At 60.7% G+C, this 24758-nt stretch carries 20 protein-coding genes and 1 other RNA gene; 12 read left to right on the top strand and 9 right to left on the bottom strand.

The window, feature by feature from the left end; translation table 11 throughout:
- Positions 1 to 39: 39 nt before the first annotated feature.
- The 10 genes from GKKCFE_RS07520 (at position 40) to GKKCFE_RS07475 (ending at position 14474) form a co-directional block, all read left to right on the top strand.
- Entirely contained in the window at positions 40 to 4443 is a 4404-nt protein-coding gene (locus GKKCFE_RS07520) for an RHS repeat-associated core domain-containing protein (protein WP_445577683.1), read from the top strand.
- 6 nt (positions 4444 to 4449) lie between these two features.
- Positions 4450 to 5460, top strand: a complete 1011-nt coding sequence (locus tag GKKCFE_RS07515) for a hypothetical protein (protein ID WP_076385624.1) — start codon at positions 4450 to 4452, stop codon at positions 5458 to 5460.
- A 488-nt stretch (positions 5461 to 5948) separates the two neighbouring features.
- Complete coding sequence (gene ccoG / locus GKKCFE_RS07510; RefSeq protein ID WP_047227182.1) at positions 5949 to 7364, top strand: cytochrome c oxidase accessory protein CcoG; 1416 nt, start codon at positions 5949 to 5951, stop codon at positions 7362 to 7364.
- Between the two features lie 11 nt (positions 7365 to 7375).
- A complete protein-coding gene (locus GKKCFE_RS07505; RefSeq protein ID WP_445577682.1) occupies positions 7376 to 7915 on the top strand; it encodes a FixH family protein in 540 nt (179 codons plus the stop codon).
- 147 nt (positions 7916 to 8062) lie between these two features.
- Positions 8063 to 10513: a heavy metal translocating P-type ATPase gene (locus GKKCFE_RS07500; protein WP_445577681.1), complete on the top strand. Its 2451-nt coding sequence runs from the start codon at positions 8063 to 8065 to the stop codon at positions 10511 to 10513.
- Positions 10514 to 10537: 24 nt separating this feature from the next.
- Positions 10538 to 10756 (top strand): cbb3-type cytochrome oxidase assembly protein CcoS, encoded by a 219-nt coding sequence (gene ccoS, locus GKKCFE_RS07495; RefSeq protein WP_047227179.1) that lies wholly within the window; start codon positions 10538 to 10540, stop codon positions 10754 to 10756.
- On the top strand, positions 10749 to 11432 hold the full coding sequence (locus GKKCFE_RS07490) for a sulfite exporter TauE/SafE family protein (RefSeq protein WP_445577680.1): 684 nt from the start codon (positions 10749 to 10751) through the stop codon (positions 11430 to 11432). Before ccoS ends, GKKCFE_RS07490 begins: the two co-directional genes overlap by 8 nt.
- 207 nt (positions 11433 to 11639) lie before the next feature.
- Positions 11640 to 13022 (top strand): oxygen-independent coproporphyrinogen III oxidase, encoded by a 1383-nt coding sequence (hemN, locus tag GKKCFE_RS07485; RefSeq protein ID WP_188251213.1) that lies wholly within the window; start codon positions 11640 to 11642, stop codon positions 13020 to 13022.
- A 93-nt stretch (positions 13023 to 13115) separates the two neighbouring features.
- Positions 13116 to 13850 (top strand): fumarate/nitrate reduction transcriptional regulator Fnr, encoded by a 735-nt coding sequence (fnr, locus tag GKKCFE_RS07480; protein ID WP_047227176.1) that lies wholly within the window; start codon positions 13116 to 13118, stop codon positions 13848 to 13850.
- 75 nt (positions 13851 to 13925) lie between these two features.
- Positions 13926 to 14474, top strand: a complete 549-nt coding sequence (locus GKKCFE_RS07475; protein WP_041020481.1) for an adenine phosphoribosyltransferase — start codon at positions 13926 to 13928, stop codon at positions 14472 to 14474.
- 132 nt (positions 14475 to 14606) lie between these two features.
- Here GKKCFE_RS07475 and recR read toward each other — a convergent pair whose 3' ends face one another.
- The 4 genes from recR to dnaX all read right to left on the bottom strand — a co-directional run bounded on the left by recR (position 14607) and on the right by dnaX (position 18968).
- Positions 14607 to 15209 carry a recombination mediator RecR gene (gene recR / locus GKKCFE_RS07470; RefSeq protein WP_047227281.1) on the bottom strand — a complete coding sequence of 201 codons (603 nt, stop codon included), beginning with the start codon at positions 15207 to 15209 and terminating at the stop codon, positions 14607 to 14609.
- A gap of 66 nt (positions 15210 to 15275) precedes the next feature.
- Positions 15276 to 16310 carry an NADP-dependent oxidoreductase gene (locus GKKCFE_RS07465; protein WP_445577679.1) on the bottom strand — a complete coding sequence of 345 codons (1035 nt, stop codon included), beginning with the start codon at positions 16308 to 16310 and terminating at the stop codon, positions 15276 to 15278.
- Between the two features lie 194 nt (positions 16311 to 16504).
- Positions 16505 to 16843 carry a YbaB/EbfC family nucleoid-associated protein gene (locus GKKCFE_RS07460; protein WP_003183512.1) on the bottom strand — a complete coding sequence of 113 codons (339 nt, stop codon included), beginning with the start codon at positions 16841 to 16843 and terminating at the stop codon, positions 16505 to 16507.
- Between the two features lie 64 nt (positions 16844 to 16907).
- Entirely contained in the window at positions 16908 to 18968 is a 2061-nt protein-coding gene (gene dnaX, locus GKKCFE_RS07455; RefSeq protein ID WP_274090250.1) for a DNA polymerase III subunit gamma/tau, read from the bottom strand.
- 143 nt (positions 18969 to 19111) lie between these two features.
- On the opposite strand from dnaX, the gene GKKCFE_RS07450 reads away from it, so the two are divergent.
- Entirely contained in the window at positions 19112 to 19891 is a 780-nt protein-coding gene (locus GKKCFE_RS07450) for a substrate-binding periplasmic protein (protein ID WP_188251210.1), read from the top strand.
- Here GKKCFE_RS07450 and GKKCFE_RS07445 read toward each other — a convergent pair.
- Positions 19831 to 21573, bottom strand: a complete 1743-nt coding sequence (locus GKKCFE_RS07445) for a putative bifunctional diguanylate cyclase/phosphodiesterase (protein WP_445577678.1) — start codon at positions 21571 to 21573, stop codon at positions 19831 to 19833. The genes GKKCFE_RS07450 and GKKCFE_RS07445 overlap by 61 nt on opposite strands.
- A gap of 338 nt (positions 21574 to 21911) precedes the next feature.
- Here GKKCFE_RS07445 and GKKCFE_RS07440 point away from each other — a divergent pair, with 338 nt between their 5' ends.
- Entirely contained in the window at positions 21912 to 22226 is a 315-nt protein-coding gene (locus GKKCFE_RS07440; protein ID WP_047227171.1) for a helix-turn-helix domain-containing protein, read from the top strand.
- A 258-nt stretch (positions 22227 to 22484) separates the two neighbouring features.
- On the opposite strand, the gene GKKCFE_RS07435 is transcribed toward GKKCFE_RS07440, so the two are convergent.
- The 4 genes from GKKCFE_RS07435 to GKKCFE_RS07420 form a co-directional block, all read right to left on the bottom strand.
- Positions 22485 to 22622 carry a type II toxin-antitoxin system RelE/ParE family toxin gene (locus tag GKKCFE_RS07435; RefSeq protein WP_445577677.1) on the bottom strand — a complete coding sequence of 46 codons (138 nt, stop codon included), beginning with the start codon at positions 22620 to 22622 and terminating at the stop codon, positions 22485 to 22487.
- Positions 22615 to 22860: a type II toxin-antitoxin system ParD family antitoxin gene (locus GKKCFE_RS07430; protein WP_047227170.1), complete on the bottom strand. Its 246-nt coding sequence runs from the start codon at positions 22858 to 22860 to the stop codon at positions 22615 to 22617. Before GKKCFE_RS07430 ends, GKKCFE_RS07435 begins: the two co-directional genes overlap by 8 nt.
- A gap of 258 nt (positions 22861 to 23118) precedes the next feature.
- An RNA gene (gene ffs, locus GKKCFE_RS07425) (signal recognition particle sRNA small type) lies at positions 23119 to 23215 on the bottom strand.
- Between the two features lie 147 nt (positions 23216 to 23362).
- Positions 23363 to 24523: a zinc-binding metallopeptidase family protein gene (locus GKKCFE_RS07420; protein WP_445577676.1), complete on the bottom strand. Its 1161-nt coding sequence runs from the start codon at positions 24521 to 24523 to the stop codon at positions 23363 to 23365.
- Positions 24524 to 24758 lie beyond the last annotated feature (235 nt).

Below are 24758 nucleotides of genomic sequence, written 5' to 3'. Positions count from 1 at the left end.
GCATCGAAACACTTCAGCGCGCAACGATGAGCCCCCGGCATGTCTGACGCGCTCTGGGCCGCTCGCCTGGGCGATGCACTGAACCACACCTCCATGATGGCCGACATTCTCGGCGGCGTGCTGGAAGTGGCGGCCAACATCGCCATCACCGCCCTGGCGACGGCAGCGGTGGTGGCCGCCACCGGCATCACCGTCGCCACGGGTGGCTTGGGTTGTTTCCTGCTCGGTGCGGTGGTGGGGGCGGTCGTGGGCATTGCCATGAGCAAGACCGGGGCCGACGAAGGCCTGAGCAATATCTGCGAAGGCATCGGCAACGCGCTCTTCCCGCCCACGGTGCAGGCCAACATCCTCACCGGCTCCAAGGACACCTTTACCAACAACATCCCCTCGGCCCGCGCCGCCGGAGCGGTTGTTTCCCATGTCGCGCCGGCCGGCACCGAACTGGACATGCCCGAGCCGGAAGAAGAAGCCGAGGCCAGTTACCTGGACATGGCCGGCAACTTCTTCTCGCAGATGTGGCGCCCCACCGTCGCCTCGCCCGCCCCCGGCACAGAGACTCGGCCGGAAGACCTGGTGATCTGCACCAAGCACCCACCGATGCCGCCGCAGTTCATGGCTGAAGGCTCGGACAAAGTCACCATCAATGGCCAGCCCGCCGTGCGCAGCGGCGACCGCAGCACCTGCGATGCGACGGTGGTCTCGGCCGGGTTGATTTCCCCGGACGTGACCATCGGCGGCGGCTCAGTGGTGGTGCGTGAGATTCGCAGCGGCAAGACCCCGGGCGTGGGGCTGGCGGTCACCGCGTTGCTGATGCTCAAGGGGGGCAAGGGCAAGTTCTTCAGCAAACTGCCGTGCATGCTGGCCGGTGGCGCGGCGTCGATGGCGGTCAGCAGCGCTATGGGCGCCGCGGCCAACGCCGCCATGGGTTCGTCGAACCCGGTGCATGCCGCCACCGGCGCCAAGGTGCTGGGCCGCGATGAAGAGCTGGACTTCGTTTTGCCCGGTGTTCTGCCAATCGACTGGCAACGCTTCTACAACAGCCGCGACGAGCGCCGCGAAGGTATGTTCGGTGCGGGCTGGAGCGTGGTCTACGAGGTGCAGGTGGAGATCCTGGCCCATCCCGAGGGCGGCGAGACCCTGCTCTACACCGACGAACAGGCCCGGCCCATCGACATGGGTTCGATCCCGTTGGGCGGCGCGGTGTTCAGTGCTGGCGAAGGCCTGGCCGTGCGACGTCATCTCAACGGGCAGTTGCTGATCGAAAGCGACGACGGTGTGTATCGCCTATTCGAACCCACGCCGGGCCACACATCCCTGCTGCGCCTGAGCCAACTCGGTGACCGCAACGACAATCGCATCTTCCTCGACTACGACGCCGCCGGACGACTGATACGCCTGCGCGACACCTTCGATCTGGTGCAAGTCGAGCTGATCCGCGAGCGCGAACGCGTCACCCAGATAGAACGCCTCTACCCCGACCAACAGCGCGAAGTGCTGGTCAGCTACGCCTACGACACAGCGAACAACCTGAGCGAAGTACGCGACGCCACCGGCCAGGTGCAACGGCGTTTCAGCTACGACGCCGGCCAGCGAATGCTGGAACACCAACTGCCCACCGGGCTGCGTTGCTTCTACGAATGGGCCTTGGTCGAAGACCAGGAATGGCGCGTGGTCCGCCACTGGACCGACGAGGGCGACACCTACCAGTTCGACTATGACCTCAAGGCCGGTGTAACCCGCATTACCGACGGTTTGCAGCGCGTCAGCACGCGCCACTGGAACAGCCAACACCAGATCACCCGATACAGCGACAACCTCGGCCAGACCTGGCTGTTCGAGTGGAACGACGAACGCCAACTGCTCAGCGCCACCGACCCACAGGGCGGGCGCTATGAATACAGCTATGACGAGGCCGGTAACCTGATCGGCGAAACCGATCCGTTGGGCCGCAGTGATTCGACGTTATGGCTCGAGCACTGGGCGCTGCCGCTGGTGGACACCGACGCCGCCGGCCACAGCTGGAAATACCGCTACGATCAACGCGGCAACTGCACCGCCGAAACCGATCCCCTGGGCCACGTCACCCGCTACCGCTATGACGCCCACGGTCAGGTCATCGAAATCATCGACGCCACCGGCAAGCTTAAAAAGCTGCGCTGGAATCCGTTCGGGCAGTTGGTGGAGCACATCGATTGCTCGGGTTACCCGACACGGTTCAGCTACGACCAGCGCGGCTACCTGCAGACCATCACCGACGCCCTCGGCGAGCGCACCCAGTTCAGCTACGACGCCCAAGGCCGTTTGCTCAGCAGCCAATTGCCGGATGGCCGCACCGAACAGTACCAGCGCGACCTCGCCGGGCAGTTGACCGGCTACACCGACCCGGCCGGGCACACCACGCTCTACCAGCACAACCGTCGCGGTCAGGTCCGCCAACGCACCGACGCCCACGGCCGGCAGGTGCAATTCGCGTACGACAGCTACGGGCGGCTGCAGGCGCTGACCAATGAGAATGGCGAGAGCTACCGGTTTGCCTGGGATGCGGGGGATCGGTTGGCCGAACAGCGCAACCTTGATGGCAGCGCCAAAGGCTACACGTACGACGTCCTCAACAACGTAAAACGAGTCGAAACCATCGCAGCGCCGCGAGGTGATCATCAGCCCAGTGAAAGGACCATTGTTCATCATCTCGAACGTGATGCCATTGGCCGGCTGACCACCCGAATCACACCTGATGGACAGTCCCGGTACAGCTATAGCCCGTTGAATCAGTTAATCGAAGCCACCGTCATCGCTAACGACGGCAACGAACAACGACTGGGCTTTGCTTATGACGCGCTGGGTTATCTGATTGAGGAGCAGAGTTCAGCGGGCGTTCTGAAGCATCACTACGACGAACTCGGCAACCTGATCCAGACCCACCTACCCGACGGCCGTTGGGTCAGCCGCCTGTACTATGGCAGTGGTCATCTGCACCAAATCAACCTCGACGGCCACGTCATCAGCGACTTCGAACGCGACCGGCTGCATCGAGAGGTGCTGCGCACCCAAGGCCAAATCAGCACACGGAGTGAATATGACCGTAGCGGGCGCTTACGCAGCCGCCAACGCCGGCATACCAGCCAGCCGTCGTTGATGCCTGCCGCAGATCAAACCCATTTTGAGTTTGATCCTGGCGACCACCTGGTGGCGCGCCTTGAACGGCAGCCAAAAGGTCAACAACGCCAATTGCTGCACTACGATGTGACCGGCCGCATCCTGGCAAGCCAGGGCACTCGACAAGGCCAGAATGAAACATTTTCCTTCGATGCCGCCGCCAATCTCCTCGACAGTTCACCTGGTACAGGTGGGCGGGTTACGCACAACCAACTCAAGCGCTATCAGGATAAGCACTATCGCTACGATGATTTTGGCCGAATGATTGAAAAGCGCAGTGGGCGACATGGCCTGCAGCGCTTCAGTTACGACTCGGATCACCGGCTGGTTGAAGTTCGAACCCAGAAATCCGATGGTGAAAACGTCGTCAGGATGCGCTACGACCCGTTGGGCCGAAGGATTGAGAAAACCGAACATGACGACAACGGGCGTCTCATCGCCCGCACGCGTTTCGACTGGGATGGCCTGCAATTACTCAAGGAACATAAAAATAGCCTGACCAGCCTGTACCTCTATATTGGCGACAGTCACGAGCCCTTGGCCCGGGTCGACGGCATCGGTGAACATCAACGCATCCGCTATTACCACAACGACCCCAATGGTCAGCCACAGGCCTTGACGGAAAGTGACGGCCATCCGCTATGGCACGCTCACTACCAGGTATGGGGCAATACCATTGATGAAGTCCGTGAGCCGTACTACATCGAAGAACAGAACCTGCGTTTTCAGGGGCAATACCTGGACCGGGAAACAGGCCTGCACTACAACACCTTCCGCTTCTATGATCCCGACATAGGCCGCTTTACCACGCCCGACCCCTTGGGCCTGGCCGCAAGCCTGAATCTTTATCGCTACGCACCGAATCCATTTACCTGGATCGACCCGCTGGGGCTTAAAGAGAATGAGATTATCCGGTACATGGGCGAGAGCGAAACCGTCTCGTCCAAGGCCGCCAACGGAGGCAAAGGCGGCTTGGTTCCGAATATCCGAGGAGAAAAAGCGGTCTGGGTCAACCAGGACAGTAACCCTGGATTCAACCCAGGCAATGAGAAGTATCGGGTAGTGGCCACCGTCAATAACGAAGGGGTCAGCATGCTCAATAACCACAAGGACATCTCTACCGTTGACTATAAAGAGACGGGCCTGAAAGATGGCGTGCTGTCCAAGACGAATGAGCCCAAGGCCAGAGGCATCGGTTTCCGATTATTGGATAAATTCAATAAAACCATTACGTCATTTCGTGTCGAGAAGAAAGGCCCGAACGGAAAATGGAAGACCTGCGGATAAAGCCAGATGGACATATTCGATCTTCTCTCATACAAGCTTGAAAATTTCCTGAACGTCCGGCCGTATCCGAAGGCGTTGGGTGCTGTTTTTTACAAAGAAGACGAGCCTTCGCTACTGAACGTCGTCGCGAAAAAACACAATGGCGCTCCCTTCAGCGTTAGCCGCTGGCGGGACTTGTTTTCCACCAGCGCTTTCGAAAAAGCCATGCTGAAGAACGGCTTCACGGAACCCGACTGCTACGCCCTCCTCCTGGTCCTGTCGCGCTTTGGCTACCTGCTTGAAATCGACAACCGTCAACGAACCAACAAGGAATATTTTATTTTCTTCTACCTGATCCAACTGATCAGCTTGAAGAACAGCACCCTGGATGCGGATGCGCGCCTCAGGAACTACATGCTTAGGTTCCTCCTCTTCGAATTGAGCATCGATGACGAGGCGTATCGTCGGTTCAGCATCGAGGGCAATCAGTTGATGATGGCGACCGATGGGCTGGGGTCCGTGGCTTTTCTGGATGTGATTGATCTGGTTTACAAAGCGATCAAGGCCGACAGCAGGAAAGAGCATCAACTGCTGAGTACGTTGAAAACGTTTCAAACAAGCACAGTCAGATTACTCAGCGAGCCCGACGATACCCATTACCGCTGCGCGATCAATGATCGTCACAGCGAGCTTATGTACCCCGACGTTTTTTTGCCCACCTATGCTCAGGACAGGCAAAAAATATTTGATGCTTTGATCGACGCGGTCAATCCGCTTCAGTCAACGGCAAACCTGTTCGTCTCCAATATGGTTGTGATGAATTACGCCTTTCACGTCCTGAAAGACAAGCCTCACGAAATTCTAAAACTGAAAAAACACGTCCGTGATGAAGCGCTGTTCGGCCAATTGCTGGAGGTGATCATCATGCGTCGGATGGCAGTCAACAAAGCGCTGTTCGAAAAAATTCCCACGGGGCACGATCTGTCCTTGATCAAGGATGAGCAAACCGCGTTCTACAACATTTTGTACCGCCGGTAGAAACTTGATGCATTTGTGCGCCTGACGCTTCTCTTTGCAGCGCACAAAAATAATCAGAGCCGGGATTCGGCTGTGCTCAAGAAAACCCTGGCGGCTAGATCAAATTGGGAAACAAGCAGTTCGATCTGGCGCTTGCGAACAAATGACCAGGCGCAGGTTAAGCGCAAATCCCCGTGGCGAGGGAACTTACCCCCGCTGGGCGGCGGAGCCGCCAAAAATAGTGGCACAAAACAATCAGGAGGGGCTGTCGAACGAGTCGGCAGGTCCTTGGTTTTTTCGCCAACGCCATGGAATGTCTATAGTCAATTGATCTGGGTCATGACTTGTTACATCCGCTACACCATTCTATGCAGAGTCCCAACGCGACCAAAGGTCGCACCCTTGAGCTAGACCTACAGGCGTATCATTGCACCACTGCAATACCCTTTCTGACCGTGGTCGGCACGTACTGATCCCGGCACTTTTCCACTGCCGTGGGATGCATTTTGATGAGTAACCAGATTCCGGTACATGACGTCACCCCGCCTGCCAAGGACGCGAACCAAAGCGTCGACCTGTATGCCTCTCGGGAAAAAATCTACACCCGTGCCTTCACCGGCCTGTTCCGCAACCTGCGGATGGTCGGCGGTGGCGTGTTGTTCCTGCTGTATTTCGGTACGGTCTGGCTGAACTGGGGCGGGCATCAGGCCGTCTGGTGGAACCTGCCCGAACGCAAATTCTTCATTTTCGGTGCGACCTTCTGGCCGCAGGACTTCATCCTCCTGTCCGGACTGCTGATCATTGCCGCCTTCGGCCTGTTTTTCATTACGGTCTATGCCGGGCGGGTCTGGTGCGGCTACACCTGTCCGCAAAGCGTGTGGACCTGGATTTTCATGTGGTGCGAGAAGGTCACCGAAGGCGACCGCAACCAACGCATCAAGCTCGACAAGGCGCCCATGAGCGGGAACAAGTTCCTGCGCAAGTTGGCCAAGCACAGCCTGTGGCTGCTGATCGGTTTTGTGACCGGCATGACCTTCGTCGGTTATTTCACGCCGATTCGCGAACTGGTGTTCGAATTCTTTACCGGCCAGGCCGATGGCTGGTCGTATTTCTGGGTCGGCTTCTTTACCCTCGCCACCTACGGCAACGCCGGCTGGCTGCGCGAGCAGGTGTGCATCTACATGTGCCCTTACGCCCGTTTCCAGAGCGTGATGTTCGACAAGGACACCCTGATCGTTTCCTACGACCCGCGTCGGGGCGAAAGCCGTGGCCCGCGCAAGAAGGGCGTTGACTACAAGGCCCTGGGCCTGGGGGACTGCATCGACTGCACCATGTGCGTCCAGGTCTGCCCCACCGGTATCGACATTCGCGATGGCCTGCAGATTGAATGTATCGGCTGCGCGGCGTGCATCGACGCCTGCGACAACATCATGGACAAGATGGATTATCCGCGCGGGCTGATCAGTTACACCACCGAACATAACCTCTCGGGGCAGAAAACCCATAAACTGCGCCCACGCCTGATCGGTTATGCCCTGGTGCTGCTGGCAATGATCAGTCTGCTGGTGACCGCGTTCTTCATGCGTTCGCTGGTCGGTTTCGACGTCAGCAAGGACCGCGTGCTGTACCGCGAGAACGCCGAAGGCCGGATCGAGAACGTCTACAGCCTCAAGATCATGAACAAGGACCAGCACGACCATACGTACGTGCTGGAGGCCTCCGGCCTGCCGGATCTCAAGCTCCAGGGACGCCGGGAAATCAAGGTCGCGGCCGGTGAGATCTTCACCCAGCCGGTAGAACTGTCCAGTGCACCGGACCAACTGCCGTCGAGCACCAACGAGGTGACGTTCATCCTCAAGGATGCCGATGACGACAGCGTTCATGTTGAAGCCAAGAGCCGGTTCATCGGCCCACAAATTCGTTGAGAGAACTGAACATGCCTGCAGCAACCGCCACCAGCCCCTGGTACAAGCATCTCTGGCCGTGGATCATCATTGCGATCCTGGCCTGCTCGGTGACGCTGAGTCTGACCATGGTGACCATCGCCGTGAACAACCCGGACAACCTGGTCAACGACAACTACTACGAAGCCGGCAAGGGCATCAACCGCTCCCTGGAGCGCGAACTGCTGGGCCAGACCCTGCAACTGCATGCCAACGTGCAACTGGATGACGTCACCGGCGAAGTAAACCTGCGCCTGAGCGGCGACAGCCGGCCCCAGACCCTGGAACTGAGCCTGATCTCGCCCACCCAGCCGGAGAAGGATCGCAAGATCGTCCTGACGCGCAACGACAGCGAGCCGGGACGGTATGTCGGTCAGTTGACGGACAAGATCGAAGGCCGGCGCTTTGTCGAATTGCTGGGTGTGGAGAACGACAAGACCTGGCGCCTGTTCGAAGAAGAGCAGATCAACCATAACCAGGCCATCCTGCTCGGCGATGAACCGCTGCAAGGCGCTGAAGACCTGAAGAAATAGACGGCTGCGCTGCGCGCAATCGCGAGCAGGCTCGCTCCCACATTGAGGTGTCGTTAGGTTCAATTCACAACGACGCAGACCTGTGGGAGCGAGCCTGCTCGCGAAAAGGCCTTCAGATGCCAGAAAGTTTCGATATGTGAATACCTCATGACCACCCCACTGCCTTGCTACCACTGCGCCCTGCCCGTCCCCCCAGGCAGTCGCTTCACCGCCGTTGTCCTGGGTGAAACCCGTGAGCTGTGCTGCCCGGGCTGCCAGGCGGTGGCCGAGGCCATTGTCGCTGGTGGTTTGGAAAGCTATTACCAGCATCGCAGCGAAGCGTCGGCCAACCCCGAAACCCTGCCGGTCCAGTTGATCGATGAGCTGGCGCTGTACGACCGCCCGGACGTGCAGCAGTCGTTCGTGCGCCATGAAGGCGAGCTGGCCGAAACCACGCTGCTGATCGAAGGCATCAGTTGCGCCGCCTGCGGCTGGCTGATCGAAAAACAACTGCGCAGCCTGCCCGCCGTGGCCGAGGCGCGGCTGAACCTGTCCAATCACCGCCTGCACGTGAGCTGGGCCGACGCTCAATTACCGCTGAGCACCTTGCTGGCCGAACTGCGCCAGATCGGCTACGTCGCCCATCCCTACCAGGCCGATCAGGCCAGCGAACAGTTGGCCGCGCAAAATCGCCTGGCCCTGCGCCAATTGGGCGTAGCCGGTTTGCTCTGGTTCCAGGCGATGATGGCGACCATGGCCACCTGGCCGGAATTCAACATCGACCTGAGCCCGGAGATGCACACCATCCTGCGCTGGGTCGCGCTGTTCCTCACCACACCTATCGTGTTCTATAGCTGCGCGCCGTTCTTCAAGGGCGCGATGCGCGACCTGCGCACCCGACACCTGACCATGGACGTTTCGGTGTCCCTGGCCATTGGCGGTGCCTACGTGGCCGGGATCTGGACGTCCGTCACCGGGGTGGGCGAGCTGTATTTCGATGCCGTGGGCATGTTCGCACTGTTCCTTCTGGCCGGTCGCTACCTGGAACGCCGTGCCCGGGAGCGCACCGCTGCCGCCACCGCACAACTGGTCAATCTGCTGCCGGCCTCGTGCCTGCGCCTGGAGGATAACGGCCAGAGTGAACGCATCCTGCTCAGCGAATTGCGCACCGGTGACCGGGTCCTGGTGCATCCCGGAGCGGTTCTGCCGGCCGACGGCAGAATCCTCGACGGCCAGTCCAGCGTGGACGAATCACTGCTGACCGGCGAATACCTGCCACAACCTCGCCAAGTGGGCGACACGGTGACGGCCGGCACCCTTAACGTGGAAGGCGCCTTGACGGTCCAGGTGTTGGCACTGGGGCAAGACACCCGGCTGTCGGCCATCGTCCGGTTGCTGGAACGAGCCCAGGCCGAGAAGCCGCGGCTGGCGGAAATCGCCGACCGCGCCGCGCAATGGTTCCTGCTGTTCTCCCTGGTCGCTGCGGCGGCCATCGGTGTGCTGTGGTGGCAACTGGATGCCTCTCGCGCCTTCTGGATTGTGCTGGCGATGCTGGTCGCCACCTGCCCTTGCGCACTGTCCCTGGCCACGCCAACCGCTCTTACCGCCGCCACCGGCACGCTGCACAAGCTTGGCCTGCTGCTGACTCGCGGCCATGTGCTGGAGGGCCTGAACCAGATCGACACGGTGATTTTCGACAAGACCGGCACCCTCACCGAAGGGCGTCTGGCGTTGCGCGCCATTCGAACGCTGACGGCCCTGGACAGTGATCAATGCCTGGGCCTGGCCGCGGCACTGGAAAATCGCTCCGAACACCCCATCGCCCGTGCCTTTGGCCGCGCGCCACTGGCCGCCGAGCATGTGCAAAGCACCCCGGGGCTGGGCCTGGAAGGGCTGGTGGGTGGCCAGCGCCTGCGCATCGGCCAACCCGGTTTTGTCTGCGAACTCAGTGGCGCGGCGGTGCCGGTGATGCCGGATGAGCCCGGACAATGGTTGCTGCTGGGTGATGACATCGGTCCGTTGGCCTGGTTCGTCCTCGACGACCGCTTGCGTACCGACGCCCCGGCATTGCTGGCCGCCTGCAAAGCGCGGGGCTGGCGCACACTGTTGCTGTCGGGCGACAGTTCGCCCATGGTTGCCAGTGTCGCCGCCGAACTGGGCATCGATGAGGCCCGCGGCGGTTTGCGCCCGGACGACAAACTGGCCGTGTTGCAACAGTTGCACCAGCAGGGCCGCAAGGTGCTGATGCTCGGCGACGGGGTGAACGACGTGCCGGTGCTGGCTGCGGCGGACATCAGTGTCGCCATGGGCTCGGCCACCGATCTTGCCAAGACCAGCGCCGATGCGGTGCTGCTGTCCAACCGTCTCGACGCCCTGATCCACGCCTTCAGCCTGGCGCGGCGCACACGGCGGGTGATCATCGAGAACCTGGTGTGGGCGGCACTGTACAATGGCCTCATGTTGCCGTTCGCCGCCCTCGGCTGGATTACGCCGGTGTGGGCCGCGATCGGCATGTCCATCAGTTCGCTGACCGTAGTGTTGAATGCGCTGAGGCTGACTCGCCAGCCCAAGACGCCGGTTTTCGATGCCTTGCCCGATACCCGCCCGCTGCCGGCCTGAGCCGCGCGGGCATGGAGTTCCGACATGCCAGCTCTTTACGTGATGATCCCGGCCGCACTGCTGATCGTGGCCATTGCCGTCTACATCTTCTTCTGGGCGGTGGACAGCGGGCAGTACGACGACCTCGACGGTCCGGCCCACAGCATTCTGTTCGACGATCAGGACCCGAACCACAAGGCAGCGGTGGACGAAGCCAGCGGCGAGCCCCGCAAGCCGGACGACAAGGCCCCGCCCCATGCTTGATCTGGCGCCATTGTTGGTCTCGGCGCTCATCCTGGGTTTATTGGGCGGCGGCCATTGCCTGGGGATGTGCGGCGGCCTGATGGGCGCCCTGACCCTGGCAATCCCCAAGGAACAGCGCAGCCGGCGCTTTCGGTTGCTGCTGGCCTACAACGTTGGGCGGATTCTGAGCTACGCCAGCGCAGGGTTGCTGATCGGCCTGGCTGGTTGGGCCGTGGCCAATAGTCCGGCGGCGATGGTCATGCGCGTGTTGGCCGGCCTGCTGTTGATCGCCATGGGCCTGTACCTGGCGGGCTGGTGGAGCGGCCTGACCCGCATCGAAGGCGTCGGTCGTGGCCTGTGGCTGCATATCCAGCCCGTCGCCAACCGCTTGCTGCCGGTGTCGAGCCTGCCCAGGGCCTTGCTGCTCGGCGCACTCTGGGGCTGGCTGCCGTGCGGGTTGGTCTACAGCACCCTGCTGTGGTCGGCCAGCCAGGGCGATGCGCTGGACAGCGCGTTGCTGATGCTCGCCTTCGGTCTCGGCACCTGGCCGGTGTTGCTCGCCACCGGCATGGCCGCCGAACGCATCACCGCCCTGTTGCGCAAACGCAGCGTGCGCATGGCCGGCGGGCTGTTGGTGATTGTCTTTGGTGTCTGGACCCTGCCAGGGCCGCATCAGCATTGGCTCATGGGGCATTGACCGAGTCGCCGCCATCGCGAGCAGGCTCGCTCCCACACTGGATCGCGGCTGACCCAAACCTCATGAACACCGCAAATCCCTGTGGGAGCGAGCTTGCTCGCGATTGGCCCTCGCCCAGACTCCACCCCCCGTTGACGCAAATCAAAACCGCCCCGCGCCCTCCCTCTTAAACTCTCGCCCATGCCAGCCTATCCGGGAAACGCCCGCATGCTCGACGCCATTCGTTGGGACTCAAATCTGATCCACCGTTACGACCTGGCGGGGCCCCGCTACACCTCGTATCCGACCGCGGCGCAATTCGGCAGCCAGGTGGGGACCTTCGACCTACTCCACGCCCTGCGCGACAGCCGCAAAGCCTTGAGGCCACTGTCGTTGTATGTGCATGTGCCGTTCTGCGCGAACATTTGCTACTACTGCGCCTGCAACAAAGTCATCACCAAGGACCGTGGCCGCGCCCACGCCTATCTGCAACGCCTGGAACAGGAAATCCAGCTGATCGGCTGCCACCTCGACCCGGCCCAGCGCGTAGAACAATTGCACCTGGGCGGCGGCACCCCGACGTTCCTCAACCATGACGAACTGCGCCAGTTGATGGCCAGGTTGCGCCAACACTTCAACCTGCTGGAGGACGATTCCGGCGACTACGGTATCGAAATCGATCCCCGGGAAGCCGACTGGTCCACCATGGGCCTGTTGCGGGAACTGGGTTTTAACCGCGTCAGCATCGGCCTGCAGGACCTTGACCCGGCCGTGCAGCGCGCCGTCAACCGCCTGCAAAGCCTGGAAGAAACCCGCGCAGTGATCGAAGCCGCCCGGACCTTGCAGTTCCGTTCGATCAACATCGACCTGATCTACGGGCTGCCCAAACAGACCCCGGAAAATTTCGCCCGCACGGTCCAGGAAGTCATCCAGCTGCAGCCGGACCGGCTTTCGGTGTTCAACTACGCCCACTTGCCGGAACGCTTCATGCCCCAACGCCGCATCAACAGCCAGGACCTGCCCAACCCGGCGCAGAAACTGGCGATGCTGCAAGGCACCATCGAACAACTGACCGCAGCGGGTTATCGCTATATCGGCATGGACCACTTCGCCCTGCCCGACGACGAACTGGCGATTGCCCAGGAAGACGCCACCCTGCAACGCAACTTCCAGGGCTATACCACCCATGGTCACTGCGACCTGATCGGCCTTGGCGTGTCAGCCATCAGCCAGATCGGCGATTTGTACTGCCAGAACAGCAGTGACCTGAACCATTACCAGAACACCTTGGCCGACGGTCAACTGGCGACCAGTCGCGGGCTGCTGTGCAATGCCGACGATCGGCTGCGGCGCGCGGTGATCCAGCAGTTGATCTGCCATTTCAATCTGCTATTCACCGACATCGAACAAACGTTCAACATCGATTTTCGCGGTTACTTTGCACCGTTGTGGCCGCAATTGCAGGGGATGGCCGAAGACGGCCTGATCGAATTGGACAGCAGCCACATCAAGGTACTGCCCGCCGGGCGCCTGCTGGTGCGCTCGGTGTGCATGGTCTTTGATGCCTACCTGGAAGGACACAATCGACAGCGCTTCTCCCGAGTCATCTGAGCGCGACAATTTGACGATGAAAGCCCACTGGCCGGAGTACCTGCGCTGAGTTACCCTTACGGCTTATGTGTGTTTCCCACAAGGATTTAAGAAATGTCCGAGCCAGTCAAACTGCGCGCCCACAACCAGGCCCATTGCAAGGATTGCAGCCTGGCTCCGCTCTGCCTGCCACTTTCATTGAATCTGGAGGATATGGACGCGCTGGACGACATCGTTAAACGGGGCCGACCGTTGAAAAAAGGTGAATTCCTGTTTCGCCAGGGCGACACCTTCGATTCCGTCTATGCCGTGCGCTCGGGCGCCTTGAAAACCTTCAATCTGAGCGATGGCGGCGAAGAACAGCTCACCGGCTTCCACCTGCCCAGCGAGCTGGTGGGTCTGTCGGGCATGGACACCGAAACCCATCCGGTCTCGGCCCAGGCGCTGGAAACCACCTCGGTGTGCGAGATACCCTTCGATCGCTTGGACGAGCTGGCCTTGCAACTGCCGCAACTGCGTCGTCAGTTGATGCGGGTCATGAGCCGGGAAATCCGCGACGATCAGCAAATGATGCTGCTGCTCTCGAAGAAAACCGCCGACGAACGCATCGCCACGTTCCTGGTGAACCTCTCGGCACGTTTCCGCGCTCGCGGTTTTTCGGCCAACCAGTTCCGCCTGAGCATGTCGCGTAACGAAATCGGCAACTACCTGGGCCTGGCGGTGGAAACTGTGTCCCGGGTATTCACCCGTTTCCAACAGAACGAGTTGATCGCCGCCGAAGGCAAGGAGATCCATATTCTCGACCCGATCCAGCTCTGCGCCCTGGCGGGTGGCTCGATCGACGGCTGATGAGCATGCGCGCGGCCCAGGTTCGCCTTGCCGCGCTATACTCCGGCGTTTGCAGCCTGCCAGGACACCTAGACGATGGTCTTCGACTCCTTCGATATCAAATCCCTGATCCGCCCCGTGATCGATTTCCCCAAGCCGGGCGTGATCTTTCGCGACATTACCCCACTGTTCCAGTCCCCCACCGCGCTGCGGCTGGTGATGGACAGCTTCGCCCACCGTTATGTCGAGGCCGAGTTCACTCACATCGGCGCGATGGATGCACGAGGCTTCTTGATCGGCTCAATCCTGGCTTATCAGTTGAACAAGCCCCTGGTGCTGTTTCGCAAGCAAGGCAAGCTGCCGGCGGATGTGCTGGCCGAGGGTTACCAGACCGAATACGGCGAAGCCTTCCTTGAAGTTCACGCCGACAGCCTGTGCGAGGGTGATTCGGTGGTGATGTTCGATGACCTGATCGCCACCGGCGGCACGCTGATCGCCGCCGCCAACCTGATCCGCCGCATGGGCGCCAAGGTCCACGAGGCCGCGGCGATCATCGACCTGCCGGAGTTGCTTGGCTCGCAGCGCCTGGAAGACATGGGGATACCGACGTTCTGCCTGACGCAGTTTTCGTTGAGCGAAAGGTAACGCCCGTCAATAGCACACACACCCCATGTGGGAGCGAGCCTGCTCGCGATAGCGGTGTGTCAGCCAACATCGATGGTGACTGACACACCGCTATCGCGAGCAAGCTCGCTCCCACAGCGTTATTCGTGGCAGTTATAAAGCGATCGGTTTGCGCCCGGCAAACGAATGCGCCAGCGTCCCGCCGTCCACCAGCTCCAACTCGCCGCCCAGCGGCACGCCATGAGCGATGCGTGAGGCGATCAGGCCCTTGTTGTTGAGCAATTGCGCGATGTAGTGGGCGGTGGCTTCGCCTTCGACCGTCGGGTTGGTGGCGAGGATGACTTCGGTGAAAGTCCCGGCCTCTTCGATCCGCGCCATCAGTTGCGGAATGCCGATGGCTTCCGGCCCCAGGCCGTCGAGCGGAGACAAATGCCCCTTGAGCACGAAATAACGGCCGCGAAAACCGGTCTGCTCCACGGCGTACACATCCATGGGACCTTCCACAACGCATAGCAGGCTGTCGTCCCGACGCGGGTCGGCGCATTGCGGGCAGAGGTCGTCTTCAGTGAGGGTGCGGCATAAGCGGCAATGCCCTACCCCTTCCATGGCCTGGCTCAGGGCAAGAGCTAGACGCGAACCGCCGCTGCGATCACGCTCAAGCAATTGCAACGCCATTCGCTGGGCAGTTTTCTGACCCACACCCGGCAAAGTTCGCAGGGCGTCGATCAGTTGGCGAATCAAAGGGCTGAAGCTCATGGAGGAAATGTCCGACATAACAACGAGACGCGGTTTATACCCGCGCCTCCGATTAGCGTCAAATACTCAATCCTGCGCCACCCGCACCACCAGCTTGCCGAAGTTGCGCCCTTCCAGCAGGCCGATAAAGGCCTGTGGTGCATTCTCAAGGCCATCGACCACGTCTTCGCGGAACTTGACCTTGCCGTCACGCACCCAAGGCGCCATGGCGCTGATGAACTCCGGCTGACGGTCGCCGTAGTCATCGAACACGATAAAACCCTGGATCCTCACCCGCTTGGTCAACAAGGTGCGCTGCAATTGCGGCAAGCGATCCGGGCCGCTGGGGGCTTCATGCTCGTTGTAGGACGCGATCAGACCACAGAGGGGAATGCGCGCCTTGGCGTTGAGCAACGGCACTACGGCGTCGAACACCTTGCCACCGACGTTTTCGTAATAGATGTCGATGCCCTTGTCGCAAGCCCGGGCCAGTGCCTCGGCAAAGTCATCGCGCTTGTGATCGACACAGGCGTCGAACCCCAACTCGTCGACCACGTACTTGCATTTCTCGGGGCCGCCGGCCACACCGACCACCCGCAGGCCCTTGATCTTCGCCACCTGGCCGACCACCGAGCCGACTGCGCCCGAGGCCGCCGCGACCACCAGGGTTTCCCCGGCCTTGGGCTGACCGATCTCCATCAAGCCCATGTACGCGGTCATGCCCGGCATGCCCAGCACACCCAGCGCCATCGACGGGCTGGGCAGCCCGGACGGGATCGGAATGACATTGCGGCCATCGCTGACAGTGTGGCTCTGCCACCCTGTAGCGCCCACCACCAGATCCCCCTCCTGAAACTTCGGATGCATCGAACGTTCGACCCGGCTGACAGCACCACCGGTCATCACCTCATCGATTTCCACCGGCGCGGCATAGGAAGGTGCATCACTCATACGCCCACGCATGTAAGGGTCCAATGAGAGAAACAGCGTCTTGAGCAGGATCTGCCCCTCCTGCAGCTCCGGCAACGTCACCTGCTCCAGACGGAAGTTGTCCGGGGTGGGAGCACCTGTGGGGCGGGAGGCGAGGACGATGCGCTGGTGGGTGGTCGATGCTTGTGACATGGAAGCGTCTCCTTGATCGTTGAGTGGGACCTATAGGAAGCAGACCATTGCCGACGGGGCGGCGTTCGATGTTTGTTCAGTGGGTACTGGTGGGAGCAAGTAAAGTTTCTAGCGCACTCGCCTTGTGACACAAACAAAAATGCCAGGCGCGATGCCTGGCATTTTATGTAGCCCATCCCGATCGGGATGGCGAGTCAGAACGGCAGTTTCATGCCCGGCGGCAGTTGCATGCCAGCGGTCATGCCGGACATTTTGTCCTGGCTGTTGGCTTCGATCTTGCGCACTGCGTCATTGACGGCGGCGGCGAACAGGGCTTCGAGCATTTCCTTGTCGTCTTCGCTCAGGCCTTCGACCACGCTCGGGTCGATGCTCACGCGCTTGATGTCGTGGCGACCGGTCATGACCACGGTCACCATGTCGCCGCCGGACTTGCCGGTGACTTCGGCGTTGGCCAGTTCTTCCTGCATCTTGGCCATTTTTTCCTGCATCTGCTGCGCCTGCTTCATCAGGCCGGCCATGCCACCTTTCATCATGGGAATCACCTCGAAAGTACTTGGATAAACACCGCGCCCGGCCCGTTCGGCCTGACGCTTTCAGTTATGAGCCCTGGGTCACCGGGGCCTCGACAGGTTCGATAGTATCGTGACGGACCACGGCACCGAACTGTTGCATCATTTGCTGGATGAACGGATCACCGTGGATCGACTCCTCGGCTTCGCGCTGACGGTCGGCACGGCGGCGGGACGCAGCCTGGGCCGGCGTCTCCTGCTCAGGCTTGATCAGCTCGATGCTCAGCGTCAGCGTGCGCTGGTGATACTGGTTCAGTGCATCGTTGAGACGGCGCTGCTGCGTGGCGTTGAACAGCGCGCTGTGGGCCGGGTCCAGGTGCAGCAGCCAGTGGTCGCCCTCCACGGAGATCAGCGTGCAGTTGGCGGCAATGCTGCCGGTCATGCCGGTAATCGGCAGTTTCGGGAACAGCTCCAGCCATTGCAGGGCCAGCCCGGTAGCCGGCATCGCCGCCGGTTCAGGCTCGGGCTCCGGGGCCGGCTCGGCGGCGTGCTCGCTGGCCAGTTCATCCAGATAGCTGTAGGCCGAATCCATGTCCGGCTCGATGTAATCCTCGTCCAGTGGCGGCTCATCATCCAGGTCCATGCCTGGCGTGGCGACATCAACGTCCGCCACCGTGGGCTCAGGCACCGGTGCAGCCACCCACTCGGGCGCGTCGGGTACCACGCTGTCGGGCGTGGGCATAGGCATCGGTGGCAACTCGGGTTGCTCGGCGACGGTTTCCAGCACCGGTTCCACGGCAGGCTGCTGGACGACCTGAGCCTCGACCGGGTCGTTCCAGGGCAGGTCGACCACTTCTTCAGCGACCGGCTGCGGCAACGCCTCGACGACAGGCTCGGGCTCAGGCGCCGCGACGACAGGCACCGGGGCCGGTTGCTCAACCGCTGCCGGGGCAGAGGCCACTGCCGGCGCAACGACGGGCGCGGCAGCCACTGGCTTGGCGGAATCAGCTGTGGCCTGGCTGATCCCCACTGGCTTTAGCGGTTGCCTCGGGGCGTTGTCCGTGTCGGCTGGCCGGAACGCGAGCATCCGCAGCAGCACCATTTCGAAACCACCGCGCGGATCCGGCGCCAGGGGTAGGTCGCGCCGACCGATCAGCCCCATCTGGTAGTAGAACTGCACGTCTTCGGCCGGCAGCGCCTGAGCCAATGCCAGCACCCGATCGCGGTCGCCATGACCGTTGTCGACCCCCTCAGGCAAGGCCTGGGCGATGGCGACACGGTGCAACACGTTGAGAATCTCCGAAAGCACGCCATTCCAGTCCGGCCCCTGCTCGGCCAGGTGACGCACCGCTTCGAGCAACGCCTTGGCGTCACCGTCGATGAGCGCATGCAACACGTCGTAGACCTGGCCGTGGTCGAGGGTGCCAAGCATGGCCCGCACATCGGCGGCCATGACCTTGCCTTCACCAAAGGCAATGGCCTGGTCGGTCAGGCTCATGGCGTCACGCATCGAACCATCGGCAGCGCGGCCCAGCAGCCACAGCGCATCGTCTTCGAACGGTACGTTCTCGACACCCAACACGTGGGTCAGATGCTCGACCACCCGCTCCGGGGTCATGTTCTTGAGGGAGAACTGCAGGCAGCGGGACAAAATCGTTGCAGGAAGCTTCTGCGGGTCGGTGGTCGCCAGGATGAACTTGACGTAGGGCGGCGGCTCCTCAAGGGTCTTGAGCAGCGCATTGAAGGAATGGCTGGAAAGCATGTGCACTTCGTCGATCAGGTAGACCTTGAAGCGCCCACGGCTTGGCGCGTACTGCACGTTGTCGAGCAGTTCACGGGTGTCTTCGACCTTGGTGCGGCTGGCGGCGTCGATCTCGATCAGGTCGACGAAACGGCCTTCGTCGATTTCCCGGCATACCGAGCACTCGCCACACGGCGTCGAGGTAATACCGGTCTCACAGTTCAGGCACTTGGCGATGATCCGCGCGATGGTCGTCTTGCCGACGCCGCGCGTGCCGGTGAACAGGTAGGCGTGATGCAGCCGCTGGCTGTCCAAGGCATTGATCAGGGCCTTGAGCACATGGGTCTGGCCGACCATTTCGCGGAACGAGCGCGGACGCCATTTACGTGCAAGAACCTGATAACTCATCGAAAACCATCGCCACTGGAAAGCAGAAGCGGCTAATGCTAGCGGAGCAGGGGCGAAATTGCATCCGGTGTGCTCGTCTAATCTGTCTAAGCTTGGGTCAGGGGCCTGGTTGCCGACAGGATTTTGCACCATCAGGAGAGTTTATGCGTTCGGCCATGGGGGCTTTGCTGTTATTGGGTTCAGGGTGTTTTGCTGGCGAAATTCCGTTGCGTTTCGCCATTACCGATAGCTGGGCCATGCCCATGGTGCAGACTGAAGAAGGTCGCCCGATCCAGGGTATCATCCCCGAGGTAATGACCCGCCTGGCGGCCCAGGTGGGGATGCCGGCGCAGTTTCATGTGCTGGCCCGCGCCCGGCTGGACAATGCCATGAACCACGGCGAAGTCGACGTACGGTGTTATGTCACCCCCGAGTGGGTAAAGGATACGGGTGGCAATTACCTGTGGAGCGTCCCGCTGTTTTTCCAGCGCGACGTGCTGGTGGGCACGGCCAGCGCCCCCAAGGTGGTGACGCCCGCCACCCTGCCCCACCAGCCGGTCGGGACCGTCCTCAGCTATACCTACCCGACCTTGCAGCCGTTATTCGACGGCGGGCATCTGCGACGTGACGATGCACGCAGCCAGGAACAAGTCCTGGCCAAGCTTCTGGCCGGGCGCTATCGCTACGCGGTGAGCAATCAATGGGCGCTGGACTGGTTCAATCAACGACATCCCCCAGACCGGCAACTGCGTGCCGTGGCGGTTCTCCAGGAGCGCGTGCTGGGCTGTTATGTGCGCGATGATCAAAACATTCCGGCCCAACGCATTTTGCGCACCTTATTGAAGATGAAAACGTCGGGGGAAATCGACGCGATCATCCAGTCCTACACCGGACATAAAGAGTCGCCGCAAGCCGGATCCGATTCGCCCTCAACGTCCGACTGATGCTGCCATTGCGGCGGCGAAACAAATCCTTTCACCCAGCCAGGCACCTGGTCGGGTGGCATGGGCCGGGCGATGAAATAGCCTTGGGCCACTTCGCAGCCCAGGCGCAGCAGCAATTGACCATGCTCCAGGCTGTCCAGCCCCTCCGCCACCACCTGGCGCCCAAACGCCCTGGCCAAACCGATGACCGCTTCGGTCAGCGCCAGATCATCGCGGTCATTGAGTATGTCGCGGACAAAGGTCTTGTCGATCTTGATGGTCTGCGTGCGCAGGTGTTTGAGGTCATTGAGCGAACAGTATCCCGTGCCGAAACCGCCCAGGGAAAACCCCACGCCCAAGGCCTGGCACGCCTGGAGACAGGCGCTGACGTGGGCAAGGTTTTCCACCGCCAAGGATTCAACGATCTGCAGATCCAGCATGCGCGGCGACACCGCCGGGTGCCGTTGCAGCACCTGCCGCAACCGCTCGACGAAATCTGCCCGCTGGAAATGCCGCGCCGAGATATTGATGCTCACCGGCCAGACTTGCCCCGCGTGCTGCCATTGCTGCAACTGAATCAGCACCTGCTCCATGACCCACTCACCGATCTCGACGATCAGGTCGGTTTCCTCCACCAGCGGCAGGAACTCCCGGGGCGGTACCAGGCCCCGTTGGGGGTGTTTCCAGCGCAGCAGCGCCTCGAGCCCCACCACCGTGCCATGGCGCATGTTGACCTTGGGCTGAAAATGCAGGCGCAATTCGTTGCCGGCCATGGCCTGCCGCACCCGCTCGACGGTCTGGTAAGTGGCCCGCACTTCCTGGTCCCGGGACACGTCGAACAAATGAAAGCGATTGCGGCCGCTCTGCTTGGCCACGTACATCGCCTGGTCGGCGTGGCGCAACAAGGTATCGGCGTCTTCGTTGTCACCGGGAAACAGGGTGACGCCAATGCTGGCGAAAACCTTGATGGCCTTGCCATCAATGGCATACGGCATGGAGACGGCAATCAGCACCCGGTTCAACGCGGCATGCAATTCCTCAAGCCCGCATACATGGCGCAGTACCAGCACAAACTCATCGCCGGCCAACCGCGCCACCACATCCTCCCCGCGCACGATGCTGCGCAGACGCCGAGCGACCTCCACCAGCAACTGGTCACCACTGGCATGGCCGTGACCGTCGTTCACGGCCTTGAAGCCATCCAGGTCAAGCATGCACACCGCCAGGGGCAAGCTCTGCGCCCTGGAAAATTCCAGGGCCTGATCCAGCAGGTCGGACAGGTAGGTGCGGTTGGGCAACCCGGTCAACACGTCGTGACCGACCCGCCATTGCAGCGAATGCAACAACTGACGCTTCTCGCTGACATCAAAACGAATCGCCAGATAGCGCTCGATCTGACCGGTCGCATCGTCGATCACCGGCACCAGAGTGGTATCGACCCAATGCAGCGTACCGTCCTTGGCCCGGTTGCAGATCTCACCCTTCCAGACCTGCCCCAGGGCGATGGTGCGCCACATGGCGCTGAAGAACTCGTCCGGGTGCTGGCCGGAGTTGATCAGGCGATGGTTAGCCCCCAACAGCTCATCGCGCGGGTAGCCAAAAAGCTTACAGAACTGGTCGTTGACGTAGGTAATGCGCCCACTCAGATCGGTTTCAGAAAAAATCGCGGCGGCGTCAACGGCTCTGCGGTACTTCTTATCCATCGAAGCAGTCATCCATGAGTCAGGCTCATTTGTCGCGCGCGGTTGCACCGCCCCAGGACAGGCGAAAAATCAACTAGGCTCAAACACCTTGAGATACGCTGGAGCGCGGGCCGTGGCGGTGCTCCCTGAAGGCGCCAAGCGTCGCCTTGTGTACAACAAGAAAACGCAAGGCTCGCCTTTTTCGCACATCCAGGCTTCTGAAGCAGGTCACCAAATGCCCGTGCCAAAGGCCGATTCTACGAAACACATCACATTTTGCAAAGCAAGGTGATGGATCATGCGGTTGCCTAATGCAAAAATCTATCGTTAAGTTCTTGATTCTAAATGGGAATTAAGCGATGCAAATTTCGAGTTTGGGTCCGGCCATCAGACGCTATCGCAAAGTAGCGGGGCTTACTCAGGCTGAACTTGGCGAAAAAACCGGTTTTGACCCCAAAACCATCAGCCGCTTCGAAACCGGCACCTACACCCCGAGCATGGAAGCCTTGGTCTTGCTTGCCGACAAACTGGATGTGCAGCTCAAAGCATTTTTTGCCGACATGGACGATGAGGACGAACAGCGAGCGTACCTGTTTGGTGTCATACACAGAGCCACCGCGAAGGATCTGGGGAAGCTGATTGCGGCGGTAGACCAGGCACTGTCGAAGCCTTGAAGCAGACATGTAAAAAGAGGAGTCCGGGCTGTCGGTGTGCGACGGATCGGGTTCCTCTTTGGCTTTTTTGCTTGTTCGCTGTCCGGCTCTATTGAAAGGCTACTGTCACAAATTCCGAAGTGTATCCATCCGATCATGCAAGACACGAATCACCGCAATCCCATAAGCCGTGATCCGAAAGTAAATCATGTGTCGTTCGACACTACGTCGGCGATAACCAGTTCGAACATGGTCACAGGCTGGAGCTATCTTAGGCTGCTACGCCAGTTCAGAAAACGCCGCAATGATGGTATCAACGTATCGATTGGCCTGCGCCACGCCCCATCGTTGGGCGGTATAGGTCCAGACAATTTCAAGATCACGCTCGGCGGCAGGTGTAAGGCGGTATTCAGCCATGCGCTGTCAGCATTCTCTTCTTGAACGCATCGGGATCGAATGGTTGAGGTTTTCCACTGGATTCACCCTCTTTCAGGGCGGACCGGATAGCCTCAAGTTCAGCGCTACGCTCCTGCTCGCGCCGAATCAGATCGCGAATGTATTCGCTATCATTGGTGTAGTGACCCGCTTCGATCTGAGCCTTGATCCAGCCGTCTTGTTGGTCGGTGACGGTGATGGTTTTTCGAACGGTACCCATGATGAGCCTCCGGGAAAATGATCGACTCACGCAAAATTATCATACTATTGGTGCGATATCGAGAATGAGGACTGCAAGGGCCCGTACGCAAATCCTTTGCCCCCTCCAGTCAAAAAGCCCCACTGCGCAGCAACGCACTGGAGCTCTTTGCTTTCCATCAGGCAGCAGAAAATATCGACCGGTAATCGATCAACAAACAAAGTAGATAAGAAAATTCGACAAACCTTGCGAACGAAGGCCTGGGCGTTATGGAGGCAACCCCACCAGCCACACCCCGGCACACAATGTTCCCGCTGTGGCTGCTTCCTTCCGGATCTGACCAGGTTCACGGGTAATCGTTGCGGGGGGACCGATGGGGTCACCATAACGACGCCCGCCTGACGGCGAGCCGCGCCATTGTACCTATCTGACGAGAAGTTACAACCGTTCGCGCCGGATTAAAAAACTGAAGATGTTCAAGCACTTGCCTGTGAGAACAAAGCTTGCTCCCACAAGTCGGCGGTTACAGCAGCACCTCGTCAGCCCGGCCGCCCTCCTCCTGAATCACCAGATGGATGAAATGCAGCTTGGTGATCACCGCGGCGGGTACGACGAACGGGTAGAAATCCGGTTGGCCCATGCTGCGCGACAGTTCGTTGAGCATGCCGGCCAGTTCGATCCAGGCGTTGACGAACGAAAGAAAGGCCACGCCCCCCGTATGTTCAGGGTCGAACAAGGTCTCGGGCGGGAACGGCTGGTAGTCGAAATCCATTTCCCCGGCGCTCATGCCAAAACCCAGGGCCGTGTCCACCGCGTCCATCATATGCAGGTAATGCGCCCAGGTTTCCGCCCAGTCTTCCCAAGGATGCATGGTGGCGTAGGCGCTGACGTAGTGGGCTTGCCAGTCCAGCGGCGCGCCTTGCTGATAGTGACGCTCCAGGGCATCGCAATAGCTGGCCCGCTCGTCACCAAACTGCTCGCGAAATGCATCGAGCCAATGGCTGTTGGCGATCAACCGGTCCCAGTAGTAGTGCCCTACCTCATGACGAAAATGCCCGAGCAAAGTGCGATACGGCTCGCGCATCTGCTGGCGCACATGCTCGCGGTGGGCATCGTCGGCCTCTTTGATGTCAAGCGTGACCAACCCGCTGGCGTGGCCGGTGGTCGGAGGCGTGCCATCGAGGTCGACGCCGATGAAATCGAAGGCCAGCCCCTCACTTTCACTGACGGTTTTCGGGATGACAGGCAAACCGAGGGTGATCAATTGCGCCACCAGCCGCCGCTTGGCGGTTTCGACCTTGCACCAGCGTTCGGGGTTTTCCGGGATCGACAGGTCGGGAATGGTGCGATTCAAGCTGCAGGCGATGCACAAGGTGTCGTGCCCATTGGCCGGCAGCAGCCAATTGCAGGCCGCCGGCGTGTCGAGGTTGGCGCAACGGCGAAACAACCCGGCTTGTGGGTCGGCATCCAGGGTCCAGGTGCCAGGCTGCTCGCCGGGTTGCAGGGACGACAAACGGCTTTGCTCGGGCTGATAGCCCAACACCGCCTGGCAGGCCAGGCACTGGCTGTTGCGAAAAAACAGCGACTGGCCGCAGCGACACGGCCAGATCTTGCTGTTACGCGAGCGATCGCCCGTAAAGGGCGCGGCGATGCGTGAACTCAGTTGCTCGAAGAAGCGGTACATGGTGATCTCCGGGGGCCTGCAAGACTAGATCCCCTCCTGTGCGTGATCGTTCCCAGGAGCGTGCGAATCATCCGAAGATTGTGAGCAATGTGTAGGACGCTGCCGGGCCGGGCTACCCCGCCTTGCGCCATTGCCTACAACTGCGCCAGAATCCGCCGGCTTGTGCGCCTATGGGCCGGACTTTATCGTTTCCGGGTCGCTGACGAATCAGCGATCGGGTTTAGCGACCCGGATC

The sequence above is a fragment of the Pseudomonas sp. E141 genome, from assembly GCF_052659885.1.
This window is presented reverse-complemented; position numbering and strand designations above follow the sequence as displayed.

Bases quoted from the DNA above. Each gene is read 5' to 3' on its own strand.
- GKKCFE_RS07520 (WP_445577683.1), top strand. From the start codon at position 40: ATGTCTGACGCGCTCTGGGCCGCTCGCCTGGGCGATGCACTGAACCAC.
- GKKCFE_RS07515 (WP_076385624.1), top strand. From the start codon at position 4,450: ATGGACATATTCGATCTTCTCTCATACAAGCTTGAAAATTTCCTGAAC.
- ccoG (WP_047227182.1), top strand. From the start codon at position 5,949: ATGAGTAACCAGATTCCGGTACATGACGTCACCCCGCCTGCCAAGGAC.
- GKKCFE_RS07505 (WP_445577682.1), top strand. From the start codon at position 7,376: ATGCCTGCAGCAACCGCCACCAGCCCCTGGTACAAGCATCTCTGGCCG.
- GKKCFE_RS07500 (WP_445577681.1), top strand. From the start codon at position 8,063: ATGACCACCCCACTGCCTTGCTACCACTGCGCCCTGCCCGTCCCCCCA.
- ccoS (WP_047227179.1), top strand. From the start codon at position 10,538: ATGCCAGCTCTTTACGTGATGATCCCGGCCGCACTGCTGATCGTGGCC.
- GKKCFE_RS07490 (WP_445577680.1), top strand. From the start codon at position 10,749: ATGCTTGATCTGGCGCCATTGTTGGTCTCGGCGCTCATCCTGGGTTTA.
- hemN (WP_188251213.1), top strand. From the start codon at position 11,640: ATGCTCGACGCCATTCGTTGGGACTCAAATCTGATCCACCGTTACGAC.
- fnr (WP_047227176.1), top strand. From the start codon at position 13,116: ATGTCCGAGCCAGTCAAACTGCGCGCCCACAACCAGGCCCATTGCAAG.
- GKKCFE_RS07475 (WP_041020481.1), top strand. From the start codon at position 13,926: ATGGTCTTCGACTCCTTCGATATCAAATCCCTGATCCGCCCCGTGATC.
- recR (WP_047227281.1), bottom strand. From the start codon at position 15,209: ATGAGCTTCAGCCCTTTGATTCGCCAACTGATCGACGCCCTGCGAACT.
- GKKCFE_RS07465 (WP_445577679.1), bottom strand. From the start codon at position 16,310: ATGTCACAAGCATCGACCACCCACCAGCGCATCGTCCTCGCCTCCCGC.
- GKKCFE_RS07460 (WP_003183512.1), bottom strand. From the start codon at position 16,843: ATGATGAAAGGTGGCATGGCCGGCCTGATGAAGCAGGCGCAGCAGATG.
- dnaX (WP_274090250.1), bottom strand. From the start codon at position 18,968: ATGAGTTATCAGGTTCTTGCACGTAAATGGCGTCCGCGCTCGTTCCGC.
- GKKCFE_RS07450 (WP_188251210.1), top strand. From the start codon at position 19,112: ATGCGTTCGGCCATGGGGGCTTTGCTGTTATTGGGTTCAGGGTGTTTT.
- GKKCFE_RS07445 (WP_445577678.1), bottom strand. From the start codon at position 21,573: ATGGATAAGAAGTACCGCAGAGCCGTTGACGCCGCCGCGATTTTTTCT.
- GKKCFE_RS07440 (WP_047227171.1), top strand. From the start codon at position 21,912: ATGCAAATTTCGAGTTTGGGTCCGGCCATCAGACGCTATCGCAAAGTA.
- GKKCFE_RS07435 (WP_445577677.1), bottom strand. From the start codon at position 22,622: ATGGCTGAATACCGCCTTACACCTGCCGCCGAGCGTGATCTTGAAATT.
- GKKCFE_RS07430 (WP_047227170.1), bottom strand. From the start codon at position 22,860: ATGGGTACCGTTCGAAAAACCATCACCGTCACCGACCAACAAGACGGC.
- GKKCFE_RS07420 (WP_445577676.1), bottom strand. From the start codon at position 24,523: ATGTACCGCTTCTTCGAGCAACTGAGTTCACGCATCGCCGCGCCCTTT.